Raw genomic sequence first — 15,893 nt, forward strand, 5'->3', positions numbered from 1 at the left:
AAAGTAAGTGCCGCCCCGCACAGGGGCAACGCCAATAGACCACCACGAATTCAAGGAAAGGCCAAAGCCAAAAAAAACAACCCAACCCCGACCGCGCCGCAGGCAAAAAAACAACACCCCCGCAGCGCGGCCCACCCAAAATTTACTTCCGCAAGGAATCCAGATCAATCACAAACCGATACTTGACATCGCTCTTCAGCATCCGTTCATAAGCCTCATTAATCCCCTGCATAGGAATCACCTCGATATCCGAAGTAATCCCATGCTCACCGCAGAAATCCAGCATTTCCTGCGTCTCGGCAATGCCGCCAATCAACGACCCAGCCAACCGGCGACGCTTGAAAATCAGATTGAACACCTGCGGCGACGGATGATCGTGCTCCGGCGCGCCGACCAGCGTCATGGTTCCATCACGCTTGAGCAGATTCAAAAACGGATTCAGATCATGTTGCGCAGCCACGGTGTTCAGAATGAAATCGAAGCTGTTCAAATGCGCTTCCATCTCTTCGGCATTCTTCGAAATCACCACCTCATGCGCACCCAGCCGCTTCGCGTCTTCGATCTTCGAGGGCGACGTGGTGAACAACACGACATGCGCACCCATCGCGCGCGCCAGCTTCACGCCCATATGACCCAGGCCGCCAAGGCCGACAATGCCGACCTTCTTGCCGGGACCGGCGCCCCACGTGCGCAGCGGCGAATAGGTGGTGATGCCCGCGCACAGCAACGGCGCCACGCCGGCAGGGTCGAGATTGTCCGGCACGCTCAAGGTGAACGCTTCGTCCACGACGAGTTGCGTGGAATAGCCGCCGTAAGTGATCTGACCGTCGACCCGGTCGACTCCGTTATACGTGCCGACAAAACCGTTCTCGCAATACTGCTCGAGACCTTCCTCGCAACTCGCACACGTGCGGCACGAATCGACCAGACAGCCGACGCCGACCAGATCGCCCACCTTGTGCTTCGTCACGTCCGCACCGACCGCGGTCACGCGGCCGACGATTTCATGGCCCGGCACCACCGGAAATACGGTGTTCTTCCATTCATTGCGCGCCTGATGCAAATCGGAATGGCACACGCCGCAAAACAGCACTTCCATCTGCACATCAAGGGGGCGAAGTTCGCGGCGCTGGATTTCGAACGGGGCGAGCGGCGCGGTAGCGTCGGTCGCTGCATAGGCATAAGTCGTGCTCATGGGTAGCTCCAGCAAAGAGGGTGAAGTCGCAAGGCGCCGGCCATGGGCGACGCATGTCGCCGATGAGGCCAACCTCGTCATGAACCGGGATCACGGCGCGGGCGGTGACTGGCAAATTCGTCAAACAGGCAATGGCCAATCGAGCCCGGCGCAGCGCGGAAATAGATGATCCGGCAGGGTTCCCATGATAGGAGCGGGCGAGGAGCCCGGGAATACCTGAATGTCTTGAAGGTTTGCCTAAAACTCCTGGCGAGCAGCGCGATAGGTCGTTTGGTGATAAATTTCAAGCATTATTCTCTTGCACGTCACTATACCGTCATGTCAACCCGTTCCGCTGAACCCGTCCCGCTCGATCCCGCCCAGCAGCGTGTGGTCGAATTATTCGACGTGCTCGCGCCCAACCCGGGCTTCACGCGCACGAGTCTCGAAGGCGTCAATCTGATGCGCGCGAATAGTCCCATGCCGCGCATGCCTGTGATGTACGAGCCGAGCATCGTGATCGTCTGCCAGGGACGTAAGCGCGGCTTTCTCGGCGATCAGGTGTTTCAGTACGACGCGCAGCAGTACCTGGTGCTCTCGGTGCCATTGCCATTCGAATGCGAGACCGAGGCGAGCCCGGATGAGCCTTTTCTCGCCATCTCGGTGCGCGTCGATCTCACCATGGTGGCGGAATTGCTGATGGCATTGAACGAGACGCAAGGCGCCGCGCAGCACGAACCCGTCGGCATCTATTCGACGCCACTCGACCCGGCGCTGTGCAACGCGGTGCAGCGTCTGATGGACGCGCTGGCTTCGCCGCTCGACGCACGCATTCTCGCGCCCGGCGTGGTGCGGGAGATCTGTTATCGCGTGCTGACCGGCGAGCAGGGCGACGCGATTCGCGCGGCACTCACGCATCAGAATCATTTCGGCCGCATTGCCAAAGCATTGCGGCGGATTCATGCCGATTACCACGGCGTTCTCGATGTCGATACGCTCGCGTCCGAAGCCGGCATGAGCCTCGCCGTGTTTCACGCGCAGTTCAAAGCCGTCACCGCCACTTCGCCGATGCAATACGTGAAGACCACACGTTTGCATCATGCGCGTTTGCTGATGGTGCAGGATGGTTTGAATGCGGGCGCGGCCGCGGCGCGCGTCGGTTATGAAAGCGCGTCGCAATTCAGCCGTGAGTTCAAGCGCCTTTTCGGCCTCAGTCCAGTGGACGAAGTGAAGCGCATGCGCACCTTGTACGATTCGCCGGCACCACGCGTGGTCAAACCGGTGGCGCGCTACGTCACCGCCGTGTGAGCGGGCAAACGGGCCGCATTACAAACCGCTGAACCAGTTGTAGCCCTGATCTTCCCAATAGCCGCCAGGGTTCGTGTTCGTCACGAAGATCGCCGCGATGTGCTTGGGATTCTTGAAGCCAAGTTTGGTCGGCACGCGCAGCTTCAGTGGATAACCGTATTTGGCCGGCAGCGGCTCATTGCGGAAATCGAGCGTGAGTTGCGTCTGCGGATGCAGGGCCGTCGCCATGTCGAGACTGGAGTAATAGCGGTCCGCGCATTTGAAGCCGACATAGCGAGCGCTCAGATCCGCGCCGATGCGCTCCAGAAACGTGCGAAACGGCACGCCGCGCCATTGTCCGATCGCGCTCCATCCTTCAATGCAGATGTGGCGTGTGATCTGCGAGACCTGCGGCAACGCGCGCAGCTGATCGAGATTCCAGCTGCGCTTGTCCGACACGAGCCCTGAGACTTCGAGCTGATAAGTCGAACCGTCGATGTCCGGCGCGTCGAACTCCGGATAGAACGCGTTGAACGGAAACGGATCGGTGATTTCACGCGCGGAGTAGGTAGGTGCCAGCTTGTTGCGGTCGAACAGCCAGCCCTGCACGCGATCGTTCCAGCGCGACATGGCCCAGAGCACCTTGTCGACCGAATCGCCATCCTGCATGTTGCAGCCGGAAAGCATCGCCAGCGCGCCGATGGAAAGCGACGAGCGCAGAAACAGGCGCCGCTGCAGCCGCTCGATTTGCGGCTGATGATCGGCAAGGACGATGCGGGCTCGGCGTTCGTCGCCGTTGCGTTCGGATGCGCTCATGCCTGGGTTCCTCCATGCGCTGCGTGCCGTGCGCGACCGGTCAGCATTGGCAGCAGCGTGCGCGGCACGAGCAGCACCAGCGCCAGATGCACCACCACGAAACCGACCACACCCGCCATTGCGATGAAATGCACGCGCCGTGCGAAATCGAAGCCGCCGAATAAGGCTGTAAGCCACGAAAATTGCACCGGCTTCCAGATGGACAGCCCCGACGCGACCAGCAACACGCCAAGCGCCAGTACGATGAGATACAGCGCGCGCTGCACCGCGTTATATCTGCCGGTATCGTGCGGCAACTTGAATTGCAGGGCGAGGCTTGCGTCATGTATTACGTCGCGGGGATGAACCGGCAACAGCTTGCGCCGGAAATGCCCACCGCCGAGGCCATACGCGAAATACAGCAGGCCGTTCGCGCAGAGCAGCCACATCGCCGCGAAGTGCCAGGCGATCGAGCCGCCCAGCCATCCGCCGACGGTCGCCCACGCCGGAAATCTGAATGGGAAGAAGGGCGACGCGTTATAGATCGCCCAGCCGCTCATCACCATGCAGACCATCGCGAACGCGTTGATCCAGTGTGTGATACGGACGACGAGCGGGTGGACGAGCAGGCGCATTTGCGGTTCGGGCATGGAAAGGATCACGAGGCGAACGGGAGCTGGAAAGCCGCGCCATTGAAAAAGCGCGGCTGCTCGAACAAACCGGAAAACGGCAATGCCGTGTTACATCGGCGGCGTTACGCCGTGCTCGCCCGCGGAGATGAAGTTGGCCGCCATCGAGCCGTCGGCTTCCTTGTGCGCGAACAGCACGACCTTCGCGCCCGGCACGAGCAGCGAGCGGTCACCCGGTTCCAGCGCGACGATAGGCACGTCTTGCGGAATCACGATCTTCTTTTCGCCGTCCTTGTACTTCACGGTGATCGTGCGGCCGTTGCTGACCACGAGCGAACCGACCGTACCGTTGGTCATCGAGCTGTTGCCGCCGAGATCCCACGGACGGTGCCCTTCGCCGGCACCGCGCATGCTCGCGGGGAACACGTGGACTTCGAGTGCTTTCAGCGTGCCGTCCGCTTGCGGGATCGCGGCGGTGCCCACGTAGCTGTCCGGCTTGATGTCGTTCACGTCGGCGAGCACGACGCCGCGAATCGGCGTGTCCTTGGCGAGCTTCACGTCGACGTCCTTGCCGTCGCGCGTGTGGACCTTGAGCAGGTCGCCCGACAACGATGTTACCGTGCCGCGCACGCCGGTCGGCGCGGCGTTCTGGGCGTATGCGGCCGGACCGGCGGTGAGGAACGCAGCGGCGGCGAGCGCCGGGGCGACGAAGGTGCGCAACGCACGCGCGGAAACCATCTTCATGAATCTGCTCCAGGTGGTGAACGATGGGGGCAGATTAGACTCGGGACCGGCTCCGGCGAGTGACAGATGGATGACAAAAACGTCATGAATGGCGCGCAACGGCCACGTAAAATGACCGGCATATCCACGTCCCGCATGTCAGCGAGCCTTCGAGCGAGCCTCCGGGCCGAAGCCCGAATTGGAGCACTGAGCACCATGAGCATCCTCGTCATAGAAGACGATCCGAAAACCGGCGACTACCTGAAGAAGGGCTTGCGCGAGAGCGGCTATGCGGTCGATCTCGCCCGCACCGGCACGGACGGCCTGCACATGGCGCTCGAAAATCCTTACGACCTCGTGGTGCTCGACGTGATGCTGCCTGGTATCGACGGCTGGGAAATCATGCGCGCGCTGCGGGCACGGCGCGATCTGCCGGTGATTTTCCTCACCGCGCGCGACCATGTCAGCGACCGTATTCGCGGTCTCGAACTCGGCGCGGACGATTACCTCGTCAAGCCGTTTTCGTTTACCGAACTGGTGCTGCGAATCCGCACGCTGCTGCGCCGTGGCGTGATCCGCGAGAGCGACGTGTTCGAGATCGCCGACCTGAAGCTCGACGTGCTGCGTCGCAAGGTGACGCGCGAAGGCGTCGAGATCCCGCTCACCAACAAGGAGTTCATGCTTTTGCATCTGCTCGTGCGCCGTCAGGGCGAAGCGCTGTCGCGCACGCAGATCGCGTCCGAAGTGTGGGACATGAACTTCGACAGCGACACCAACGTGGTCGACGTGGCCATCAAACGGCTGCGCGCCAAGGTCGATCATCCGTTCGAAAAGAAGCTGATTCATACGGTGCGCAGCATCGGCTACACCTTCGGCGACGGCTCATGAAATTCTGGACCGGGCGCTCGCTCACGGCTCGCACCACCGTGCTGTTCGCGTCGATTGCCTGCGTGGTGATCGGCACTTTGGGCGCGTATTTCTACCGCTCCGCGGAGCTGTCGTTGCAGCGCCGCGCCGACGTGGTGCTGACCGGGCGCGTCGAGCATTTCAGCCGGATTGTGCGCGATCTCTACTCGGTCGGCGAACTGAAGGACCGGCCGTTGCTGTTCGAGACCATGCTCGGCGCGGAACAGGACGTGCTGCTGTTTCGCCGTCCGGGCGAGGCGCCGTTTATCGACGTGAACCCGGGTGGCGTGGCGGTGCCCGCGTTGCAGGCCGGCGAGGAGGGCCGTCTGCCGACCTTTGCCGACATTCGCCAGACCCGGCTCGCCGACGGAGTGCCGGTGCATTGGGCGATCGCCACCGCCCGAGCGCGCGAAGACGGCACCGAGGTCGAAGTGATCGCCGGTCACCCGATGACGCAGGAAGTGCGCATGCTGGCCGCTTATCGCAACCGCATCCTGCTGGCCACGCTGATCGGCATGCTGGCCGCGACGCTGCTCGCCTATTGCGTGCTGCGCCGAGCGTTGCGCCCGGTGCGCGAGATTGCCACGCGGGCCGCGCAGATCAGCCCCGCGAGCCTGTCCGTGCGGCTCGACAGCGAGGCGGCGCCGCTCGAATTGCGCCAGCTCACGCACGCGTTCAACGCCATGCTCGACCGTCTCGCCGACGGTTATCAACATCTGTCGCAGTTTTCCGCCGACCTGGCGCACGAAATCCGCACCCCGGTTGGCGCGTTGATCGGGCAGACCCAGGTTACGCTCGCGAGGACACGCGAGCCCGAAGAGTATCAGCAGGTGCTTGAATCGAATCTGGAGGAGCTGAGTCGCCTCAGTCACATCGCGGAAAACATTCTGTTTCTTGCGCATGCGGACCATGCGGCGCTCTCAGTCGAACGTGAGCCGATCGACCTGCGCGAGGAACTCGTCAGGATCGCAGACTATTTCGAAGGTCCCGCCGACGAACGCGGCATGCGCTTCGTGGTCGAGGCAGACGGTATGGCATGGGTGAATCCCATGCTGTGCCGGCGTGCGATCAATAACCTGGTCGTCAATGCGGTGCGTTACGGCGCGAGCGATACGGTGGTGCGTTTGCGCGGCTCGCAGGACGAAGAGGGCGCCACGGTGGTGGTCGAAAACGACGGCGCGCCCATTCCCGAAGAGCAACTGGGGCGTTTGTTCGACCGCTTTTATCGCGCGGATGCGGCGCGCAGCGCGTTCACCGAATCGAGTGGTCTGGGCCTCGCGATCGTCAAGGCGATCATGCATCTGCACAGCGGCACCGCGTGCGTGGTGTGTCCGGCGCCGGGCGTGGTGCGTTTCGAATTGCGCTTTCCGGGCGTTTGAGCGCCGGCGTTCGCGGGCGGCGCTGTTCGCTCAGACCTTCTTCAGATAAGCGGCCTTCAGCATGAAGTTGCCGGCGTCCATCTTGCAGTCCACTTCATGATCGCCGCCCACGAGGCGAATGCTCTTCACCTTGGTGCCCATTTTCAGCGTGATCGACGAGCCTTTTACTTTCAGGTCCTTGATCAGCACGACCGCATCGCCATCGGCGAGTGGATTGCCGTTGGCATCCTTGACGACGCGTTGGTCGGCGTCGTCGGCGGATGCGGCGGCGTGGATCGGCCATTCATGCGCGCAATCCGGGCAGACGTAATTGTCGCCGTCGGGGTAAGTGTTTTCCATTGCGCATTGCGGGCAGGCGGGAATCGTCGACATGATTGTGTTTCCGGACCGCGGCGGGCCGCGGATAACTTCAGGGTCCGCGAGTATAACGGACGCGTGCCGGGGCGCCGGTGTGCGGCACGCGCAATGCTGCGCTAGCGCAAACCGGCACGTTTAAATACCCGCCTGAAGGGCGCGTGGCGGCGCCAAAGGAGCGGCGGACTATACTTTTCCGATAGCGTGGCGATCCCGCGTGTGCCGCCACGCTAGCAATGCATTTGTAATGCACGCCTATTGCCCGAATCTCACAGCAGGAGTTCTGTCATGGTCAAACTCGCCCTGTACGTTCGTCTTGAAGCCAGGCCAGGCAAGGAAAAAGAGGTCGAAGCGTTCCTGCTCGGCGGCCTGCCGCTCGTCGAGGAGGAGCCGGGCACCATCGCGTGGTTCGCCTTGAAGCTGGGGCCGTCCACATTCGGTATTTTCGATGCCTTCGCGGATGAAGGCGGCCGTGACGCGCACCTGCACGGCAAGGTGGCCGCCGCGTTGATGGCGAAGGCGGGCGAACTGTTCGCCTCGCCACCCAGTATCGAGAAGGTCGACGTGCTGGCGGCCAAACTGCCGGGCTAAACGAGCGGCGGGCCGCGCGTCTGTTTGTCAGCGGCCCGCCGCGTCGCCGGCGCCGGCGGCCGGCTGGTTCGCATAGGTTGCGCGCTTGTCCTCATACATCAGCAGATCGGCGCGCTGCACGCCCGCTTCGAGCCGGTCGCCACGTTGGCAGGTGGCCGCGCCCATCGAGAAGCTCAGCGGCGAGCCGGGATAGAACTGATTGTTCATCTCAACCAGTTGCCTGATTGCATCGACCATTGCGACGCCGCCGCGCTCGTCGGTGTCGGGCATGAGGATCGCGAACTCGTCTCCGCCAATGCGCGCCGCATGAAACGGCGTCTCGGTCGCTTTGGCGAGCACCTCGCCGGCGCGCCGCAGCAACGCGTCGCCTGCCGCGTGGCCGAGTTGATCGTTCACGCGTTTCAAACCGTTCAGGTCGGCCATGATGATCGTGACGGGCCACGGACCCTTGCGTTCGAGCCGGTTCAGTTCGTCCACGTAGAAGGAGCGGTTGCGCAGCTTGGTCAGCACGTCATGCTTGCCGAGGAACTCGAGATAGGCTTCGGCTTTCTTGCGCGCCGTGATGTCCGTGAGCGCCACCAGCACCAGGTCCCAGTTCTTTTCATGGCCGGGCAGCACGGAGAATTGCAGGTGCACGTGCACCTCGCTGCCATCGAGCGAATAGTTGAGCACCTCGCGCTGCTGGAACAGCTTGCCGTCCCACAGATCGATCAACTGCTCACGGAAATGCGGGCGCATGTCGTCGCGGAACACATCAGGCAGATGCGCCAGCAGCGTTTTCTTGTCTTTGGCCGCGAACATGTCGAGCGTGTGCTGGTTCACGTCGAGCACGTGGATTTCCTGCATGCAGCGCTCGACGAACTCGGGATGCACGTCGGTAAACACGCGGAAATCGTTGATGCCGGCCGCGCGCGCTTCGTCGAGCAGACGTTTGACCGCGCTGAAATCCTCCACCCAGAGCGATACCGGCGAATACTCGAACAGGCCGCGCACATACTGCTCGGCGAGCGTCACGCGATGCCGCGCGCCTTCCAGTTCGGTGATGTCCTCGACCGACACCAGCACCCGATCCCAGCGCGCCTCGTGGCCGGGCAGCACGGCGCCCTTGAGCAGCACGTCGAGGCGCCGTCCGCCGAGCGTGTAGTTGACCGTCTGGCTGGTGAACTGCGATTGCCCGGCCCACAGCTGGCATAGCTCTTCCAGATGGGTCTTGAGCATGTCGTCGCGGAACACCGAGGCGAGATTGCCGTTGAGCGCGTCGAAATCGGCAGCCTCGAATTGGGTCAACGTTTTCTGATTGACCTTGATGACGCGGATGCTATGCGCGCACTGCGCGACGCAGCCCGGATTGGCGGCGAAATGCGCGCGCAGATCGGTCACACCGTCGGCCCGCCATGCGTCGAACAATGCGCGCACGCCGCTGAAGTCTTCGAGCCAGAGCGAGACGGGCGCGAGTTCGAACATCTCGGAATCGTCGTTGGCGGGCGCGGGGCCACGCGGCAGGATGTCCAGCATGGAGTTCTCGGAATCGGAAGTGCCGCTATTTTAAAGCCGGTTGGGCGGTTGCTGAAAAGAAAGACCGGTTACGCATCATTTTCGCCTCCGCGATTCAACAAGATAACGGCCGTATTCCAATTGACTTGAGGCGCGCCGGGGCGGCCCGGTCGCTCGCCTGCATGCCTTGACGAGCCTTGCTACACTGGCTCGAGATCTATTCCGTCCATCCACGTTGCCGACGAAAGCGCCGACATGAAGCCATCCCTTCTGGTTCTGATCCATTTGAACGATGCAAGCCGCGCGAGTATCGAAGCGGCGTTCCACGTCATCTACGCACCCGACGCCGCCCAGCGAGCCGCCGCCATCGACGCGCACGGCGAGACGATTCGCGCCGTGCTGACCAACGGCACGACCGGACTCACCGCCGCGGAAATCGACCGCATGCCGCTGTTGCAACTCGTCAGCGCGCTGGGTGCGGGCTATGAAAACCTTGCCGTTGAACACGCCCGCTCACGCGGGATCGTTCTCGTCAACGGCGCGGGGACCAACGATCATTGCGTGGCCGATCATGCGTTCGCCTTGCTGCTCGCGGTCGTGCGCGACGTGCCGCAGCTCGATCAGGCCACGCGCAAGGGCGTCTGGCGCGACAACCTGCCGATGCGCCCGAACGTCTCCGGCAAGCGCCTCGGCATTGTCGGGCTCGGCAACATCGGCGAGAAGGTCGCGCGGCGCGGCGCGGGCTTCGAGATGGAGGTCGGGTATCACAACCGTAAGCCGCGTGAAGGCTCGCCGCATCGGTACTTCGACAGTGTGGAAGACCTCGCGCGCTGGAGCGACTTTTTGATCGTCGCAACGCCGGGCGGTGCGGGCACGCGTCATCTGATCGGCGCGGCGGTGTTCGAGGCGCTCGGGCCGCACGGCTTCGTGGTCAACGTCGCGCGCGGCAGCGTGCTCGACACGGCGGCGCTCGCTCACGCGCTCACGGCGGGGACGATTGCCGGTGCGGCGCTCGACGTCTACGAGGGCGAGCCGGATCCGCCGCAAGCTTTGCTGACGCTGCAGAACGTCGTGTTGACGCCGCACGTGGGCGGCCGCTCGCCGGAAGCAATCACGGCCTCGGTCGACAACTTTCTGAGCAACGCCACGCGGCATTTCGCGGGCGAGGTGGTGTTGACGCCGATCTGACGACCCGCGCTCGCGCATTCATCGCGGGGTCGCCATGTAGTGCCAGTCCGCTGACGAGCGGCAACGCGCCCGCCCGGTTTGCACGCCGGCGCGGCCGCCTTTTCTCGCTCGGTGCGAGCCGGCGCATCACTGAAAGGCAAACCAAAACTATCGGCGTGGCGGATACTTTCCGTCGAAAATGGCGATTTCCCTTGTGAGGTCGCCGCGCATAGGATGGGCGGTATCGCATCACCACTGCTTCGGCCCGCCCGAAGCCGCGACGGAGATCCCGCATGGAACACCACGCCCGCACGCAGAACGAACGTCTCGACGTCAAGACAACCACCTGCTACATGTGCGCCTGCCGCTGCGGCATTCGAGTGCATCTGCGTGAAGGCGAGGTGCGCTACATCGACGGCAATCCGGAGCATCCGCTCAACCAGGGCGTGATCTGCGCGAAGGGCGCCTCGGGCATCATGAAGCAGTACTCGCCCGCGCGCCTCACGCGACCTTTGATGCGCAAGCCCGGCGCGGAGCGGGGCAGTGCGCAGTTCGAGCCGGTGTCGTGGGAGCAGGCTTTCGAGGTGCTCGAACAACGGCTCGGCGCGATTCGCGCCACGGACCCGAAGAAATTCGCGCTCTTCACCGGGCGAGACCAGATGCAGGCGCTGACCGGACTCTTCGCCAAACAGTTCGGTACGCCTAATTATGCGGCGCACGGCGGCTTCTGCTCGGCCAACATGGCGGCCGGCATGATCTATACGATCGGCGGCTCGTTCTGGGAATTCGGCGGCCCGGATCTCGACAGCGCCAAACTCTTCTTCATGATCGGCACGGCGGAAGATCATCATTCGAATCCGCTGAAGATCGCGATTTCGAAGTTCAAGCGCGCGGGCGGCCGCTTCATTGCGATCAATCCGATCCGCACTGGCTACGCGGCGATCGCCGACGAATGGGTGCCGATCAAACCCGGCACAGACGGAGCGCTGTTCATGGCGTTTCTGCACGAACTGATTGCCGCCAACGCATGGGATCACGAGTTCGTGCGCCGCTATACCAACGCAGCGGAACTCGTCGATCTCGACGAAGCCAGCGAAAACTTCGGCCTGTTCGTGCGCGATCCTGAGCGGCCGGTCGGCAATCCACTGTTTCCGCAGAATCATTTGTGGTGGGATGCGGATGCCGCGCGCGCCGTGCCGCATCACACGGCGGGTGTCACGCCCGCGCTCGACGGCCGCTATACGCTCGACGACGGCACGCCGGTCACGCCGTCGTTCGCGTTGCTGCGCGAACGGGTGGCCGATTGCACGCCCGAGTGGGCCGCCGCCATTACCGGCATTTCGGCGGAGACGATTCGACGCCTTGCCGGTGAAATGATCCAGACTTGCCGCGATCACCGCATTACGTTGCCGATCCGCTGGACCGACGCATGGGGCGAGACGCACGAAACGGTCAGCGGCAACCCGGTGGCCTTTCACGCGATGCGCGGCCTCGCGGCGCACTCCAACGGCTTCCAGTCGATCCGCGCGCTGGCCGTGCTGATGTCGCTGCTCGGCACGATCGACCGGCCCGGCGGTTTTCGTCACAAGTCACCGTTTCCGCGTGCCGTGCCGCCGTCGGCGAAACCGCCGAACAGCCCCGACGCCGTCAAGCCGAATACGCCGCTCGCCACCGGTCCGCTCGGCTGGCCCGCCGCGCCCGAGGACCTGTTCATCGACGACCAGGGCGGCCCGGTGCGCATCGACAAGGCCTTCTCGTGGGAATATCCGCTGGCCGTGCATGGCTTGATGCACAGCGTGATTACCAATGCATGGCGCGGCGACCCGTACCCGATCGATACGCTGATGATTTTCATGGCCAACATGGCGTGGAATTCGTCGATGAACACGATGAAGGTGCGTGAGATGCTCGTCGACAAGCACGACGACGGCGAGTACAAGATTCCTTTTCTGGTGGTGTGCGACGCGTTCCAGTCGGAGATGACGGCCTTCGCCGATCTTATCCTGCCCGACACGACCTATCTGGAACGGCACGACGCGATGTCGATGCTCGACCGGCCGATCTCCGAGTTCGACGGTCCGGTGGATTCGGTGCGCGTGCCGGTCGTGCCGCCCACCGGCGAATGCAAGCCATTCCAGGAAGTGCTGATCGAACTCGCGTCGCGCCTGAAGTTTCCGGCTTTCACGACCGCCGAAGGCGCACGGCGCTTTCGGGACTATCCCGACTTCGTCATCAACTTCACGACTTCACCCAATTCCGGCGTCGGCTTTCTGAGTGGCTGGCGCGGTACGGACGGCGACAAGGCGTTGGTCGGCGAGCCCAATCCGCGGCAATGGGAGGAGTACGCGAAGAACAACTGTGTGTTCCATTACCCGCTGCCCGAGACGCTGCAATACATGCGCAACTGCAACGGACCGTATCTCGAGTGGGCGGTCAAAAACGGTTTTCGCAAGTTCCGCGAGCCGATTCTGATCCAGCTTTACTCCGACGTAATGCAAAAGTTCAGGCTCGCCGCGCAGGGCCGCACGAGCGGCAGGCAGCCGCCAGACCATTTACGCGCGCGCGTTGAAAAGTACTTCGATCCGCTGCCGTTCTGGTACGCGCCGCTCGAAAGCGGGGCTACGGACCTCGCGCGTTTTCCGCTCGCCGCCGTGACGCAGCGGCCAATGGCGATGTACCACTCATGGGACTCGCAGAACGCGTGGCTGCGGCAGATTCATGGCGAGAACTATCTCTACATGAATCCGTTGATGGCGGCCGAAAACGGCATCGCCGACGGCAGCTGGATCTACGCCGAATCGCAATGGGGTCGCGTGCGCTGCATGGCGCGCTTCAGCGAGACTGTGGAGCCCGGCACGGTATGGACATGGAACGCAATCGGCAAGGCATCGGGCGCATGGAGCCTCGGTCCGGGCGCGAACGAATCACAACGCGGTTTCCTGCTCAATCACCTGATCACCGACGAGTTGCCAGGCCGAGACGACGACGTGGCGCGACGCATGTCGAACTCCGATCCCGTGACGGGCCAGGCCGCATGGTACGACGTGCGCGTGCGCATCTATCCGGCGGAAGCCGACGCGCGCCAAACACTGCCGCAGTTCGCGGCGATGCCCGCGGTGCCGGGTGAGAACGGCGTGATCTCACGCATCGTGCAAACCTATTTCGCGGGACGCGGGGAGTTCGCTGCGCGGCTGCGTGGCGCGACGGGGCGCAAATAGCATAGTCAGCCGCAAGGAGCCTTTGATGACACAGATGGCATTGGTGATCGACCTGAACGTGTGCGTGGGGTGCCATGCTTGCGTGACGAGTTGCAAGGAGTGGAATACCTCGGGTGAGTCGGGCAGCCTCGCCGACCTCAATCCGTACGACGCGGATCCCTCCGGCACCTTCTTCAACCGGGTGCAGAGCTTCGAAGCCGGCAGCTTTCCCAACGCCGAGACGATCCACTTTCCGAAGTCCTGTCTGCACTGCGAGGACCCACCGTGCGTGCCGGTCTGTCCGACCGGCGCGAGCTATAAGCGCAAGGAAGACGGGCTCGTGCTGGTGGATTTCGACCGCTGTATCGGCTGCAAATATTGCGCGTGGGCGTGCCCGTACGGCGCGCGCGAACTCGACGAAAGCCGCAAGGAGATGACGAAGTGCACGCTGTGCGTCGATCGGATCCACGATGAGAATCTGTCCGAACGTGACCGCCAGCCGGCGTGCGTGCTCGCATGCCCGACCTCCGCGCGGCTGTTCGGCGATATTCACGACCCGGACTCGGTGGTGTCGAAAGCCATCGAGGAGCGCGGCGGCTATCAGTTGATGCCTGAGTGGAACACGCGGCCGGCAAACCATTATTTGCCGCGCGTGCCGACGCAGGCCGCGGGTTGTGGCAGCGATTCGTGCTCGTGCAAATCGTCCGGCTCGATGTCGGAGCCGGTCCAATCGCCGGAATCGCTCGACGCGCAAATCGAGCGCGGTGAGTTGCATCTTGCGTCGATGGCGACGCGCATCTGAAACACCGATAGGACCTCACGATGAACCCCGCATTCTCCGTGGTTTTCCTCACCACCTTGAGCGGCGCGGCGCAGGGCTTGCTGATTGCGCTCGTCGGCGTGGAAACGGCCGCGCATCTCGGCCTGCTCGCGTCGCCCACCGATCCGTTCTATATCACCGGCGCGGCCGTGTCGGTGATATTGGGCGCACTCGGCCTGCTCGCATCGTTCTTCCATCTTGGCCATCCGGAACGTGCATGGCGCGCGATCGCCATGTGGCGAACCTCGTGGCTGTCGCGCGAATGTCTGTGCCTACCGGCGTTTCTCGCTTGCGCGTTTTTCTACGGCGTCGCACATGGGTTCGCATCGCCCTGGGCGCTGGCGATAGGCTGGCTCGGTGTGCTGGCGAGCGCGGTGCTGTTCGTCTGCACGGCGATGATCTACGCGTGTTTGCGCTTTCTGCAGGAATGGGCCACGCCGCTCACGCTGGTCAACTTCGCGCTGCTCGGTTGCGCTTCGGGCTTCACGCTGGCGACAGCGTTGAGCGCGTGGCTCGCGCCCGCGCTGACCGCGGGGCTCGCCGTGTGCGCGTGCGGGTTGACGCTCGCCGGTTGCGCGAGCCGCTCGGCATCGCTCATGCGCAATGCGCGCTTGCGGCCGAAGTCGACGGTACAGAGCGCCACCGGTATTCACAATCCGAAGCTGGTGCAGGTGTCGCGTGGCTTTACCGCCGGTGCGTTCAATCTGCGCGAGTTCTTTCACGGCAAATCGGCGCGCACCCTGCGCGGTGTCAAATGGGGTTTTCTGGCGACGGCGTTCGTCGCGCCGGTCGTGTTGATGGCGCTCGGCGCGGCCCTGCATTCGATCGGCGCTTCGCTCGGCTTGCTGGCCGCCGCGTGTTTCGTGCAATACGCGGGGCTGGTCGCGGAACGCTGGTTTTTCTTTGCCGAGGCGAAGCATCCGCAGAATCTGTATTACGCGAGGGTTGGTTGAGGTGCGAGTCGGCGCGCTCTTGTGCGCTTACAAAAAATCTAATAAGACCAACCTTCATCTTTCCAGGTGCTAATGTGCTCTGTTCCAAAGATGACTGAGTAATTGGGAATCTTAAGCGATTGTATGGGAGAGACTGAAAATGATAGTCAATGAGCCCATCCTGTCGTACTCAAAGAGCCGCGACTTCACCTTTAGAACACCATCGAACCCTGGTTCGTCGACCACCATGGTTACGTTGTCTCCCACAAGAGGAAGCAGATGTGCCATCTGCGACCCAGTGGTACGGTAAGTACCACAGCCGCCCGTGTATTCGTACACATACGTTACCTTCTCGTCCATACCTGTTCCGTTTACGTGTATCGAGTCCGATGCTCGTGACTTCCATATAGGAGGCACGAATTGAGCACTTGGATGCACGCGCACG

Annotated in this window: 14 protein-coding genes; 8 read left to right on the top strand and 6 right to left on the bottom strand. The window is 62.9% G+C overall.

What is annotated here, in order from left to right; translation table 11 throughout:
• Positions 1-142 precede the first annotated feature (142 nt).
• On the bottom strand, positions 143-1,195 hold the full coding sequence (locus P0D70_RS28740; RefSeq protein ID WP_091801893.1) for an NAD(P)-dependent alcohol dehydrogenase: 1,053 nt from the start codon (positions 1,193-1,195) through the stop codon (positions 143-145).
• Positions 1,196-1,513: 318 nt separating this feature from the next.
• Here P0D70_RS28740 and P0D70_RS28745 point away from each other — a divergent pair, with 318 nt between their 5' ends.
• Complete coding sequence (locus tag P0D70_RS28745; RefSeq protein ID WP_408186939.1) at positions 1,514-2,482, top strand: AraC family transcriptional regulator; 969 nt, start codon at positions 1,514-1,516, stop codon at positions 2,480-2,482.
• An 18-nt stretch (positions 2,483-2,500) separates the two neighbouring features.
• Here P0D70_RS28745 and P0D70_RS28750 read toward each other — a convergent pair whose 3' ends face one another.
• The 3 genes from P0D70_RS28750 to P0D70_RS28760 all read right to left on the bottom strand — a co-directional run bounded on the left by P0D70_RS28750 (position 2,501) and on the right by P0D70_RS28760 (position 4,629).
• A complete protein-coding gene (locus P0D70_RS28750; protein WP_091801887.1) occupies positions 2,501-3,277 on the bottom strand; it encodes a molybdopterin-dependent oxidoreductase in 777 nt (258 codons plus the stop codon).
• Entirely contained in the window at positions 3,274-3,906 is a 633-nt protein-coding gene (locus P0D70_RS28755; RefSeq protein ID WP_408186940.1) for a cytochrome b/b6 domain-containing protein, read from the bottom strand. Before P0D70_RS28755 ends, P0D70_RS28750 begins: the two co-directional genes overlap by 4 nt.
• Before the next feature lie 90 nt (positions 3,907-3,996).
• Positions 3,997-4,629 carry a hypothetical protein gene (locus P0D70_RS28760; RefSeq protein ID WP_408186941.1) on the bottom strand — a complete coding sequence of 211 codons (633 nt, stop codon included), beginning with the start codon at positions 4,627-4,629 and terminating at the stop codon, positions 3,997-3,999.
• Positions 4,630-4,824: 195 nt separating this feature from the next.
• On the opposite strand from P0D70_RS28760, the gene P0D70_RS28765 reads away from it, so the two are divergent.
• Both P0D70_RS28765 and P0D70_RS28770 read left to right on the top strand, forming a co-directional pair.
• Entirely contained in the window at positions 4,825-5,496 is a 672-nt protein-coding gene (locus P0D70_RS28765) for a heavy metal response regulator transcription factor (protein ID WP_091801881.1), read from the top strand.
• Positions 5,493-6,893 (top strand): heavy metal sensor histidine kinase, encoded by a 1,401-nt coding sequence (locus P0D70_RS28770; RefSeq protein ID WP_091801878.1) that lies wholly within the window; start codon positions 5,493-5,495, stop codon positions 6,891-6,893. The genes P0D70_RS28765 and P0D70_RS28770 overlap by 4 nt, the downstream gene beginning before the upstream one ends.
• A 30-nt stretch (positions 6,894-6,923) precedes the next feature.
• On the opposite strand, the gene P0D70_RS28775 is transcribed toward P0D70_RS28770, so the two are convergent.
• Positions 6,924-7,265 (bottom strand): zinc ribbon domain-containing protein YjdM, encoded by a 342-nt coding sequence (locus tag P0D70_RS28775; protein ID WP_091801875.1) that lies wholly within the window; start codon positions 7,263-7,265, stop codon positions 6,924-6,926.
• 270 nt (positions 7,266-7,535) lie between these two features.
• Here P0D70_RS28775 and P0D70_RS28780 point away from each other — a divergent pair, with 270 nt between their 5' ends.
• Positions 7,536-7,838 (top strand): putative quinol monooxygenase, encoded by a 303-nt coding sequence (locus P0D70_RS28780; protein WP_091801873.1) that lies wholly within the window; start codon positions 7,536-7,538, stop codon positions 7,836-7,838.
• A gap of 27 nt (positions 7,839-7,865) precedes the next feature.
• Here the strand turns inward: P0D70_RS28780 and P0D70_RS28785 are convergent, their stop codons facing one another.
• Positions 7,866-9,353: a sensor domain-containing diguanylate cyclase gene (locus tag P0D70_RS28785; RefSeq protein WP_408186942.1), complete on the bottom strand. Its 1,488-nt coding sequence runs from the start codon at positions 9,351-9,353 to the stop codon at positions 7,866-7,868.
• Positions 9,354-9,587: 234 nt separating this feature from the next.
• Here P0D70_RS28785 and P0D70_RS28790 point away from each other — a divergent pair, with 234 nt between their 5' ends.
• The 4 genes from P0D70_RS28790 (at position 9,588) to P0D70_RS28805 (ending at position 15,469) form a co-directional block, all read left to right on the top strand.
• Positions 9,588-10,520, top strand: coding sequence for a 2-hydroxyacid dehydrogenase (locus tag P0D70_RS28790; RefSeq protein ID WP_408186943.1), 933 nt, complete (start codon positions 9,588-9,590; stop codon positions 10,518-10,520).
• A 272-nt stretch (positions 10,521-10,792) separates the two neighbouring features.
• Positions 10,793-13,717: a molybdopterin-dependent oxidoreductase gene (locus tag P0D70_RS28795; RefSeq protein ID WP_408186944.1), complete on the top strand. Its 2,925-nt coding sequence runs from the start codon at positions 10,793-10,795 to the stop codon at positions 13,715-13,717.
• 25 nt (positions 13,718-13,742) lie between these two features.
• Entirely contained in the window at positions 13,743-14,498 is a 756-nt protein-coding gene (locus P0D70_RS28800) for a 4Fe-4S dicluster domain-containing protein (RefSeq protein ID WP_408186945.1), read from the top strand.
• 20 nt (positions 14,499-14,518) lie between these two features.
• Positions 14,519-15,469, top strand: a complete 951-nt coding sequence (locus P0D70_RS28805; RefSeq protein WP_408186946.1) for a dimethyl sulfoxide reductase anchor subunit family protein — start codon at positions 14,519-14,521, stop codon at positions 15,467-15,469.
• Positions 15,470-15,893: the final 424 nt, after the last annotated feature.

This window comes from Paraburkholderia sp. RL17-381-BIF-C, from assembly GCF_046026435.1.
Taxonomy (GTDB): Bacteria; Pseudomonadota; Gammaproteobacteria; order Burkholderiales; family Burkholderiaceae; genus Paraburkholderia.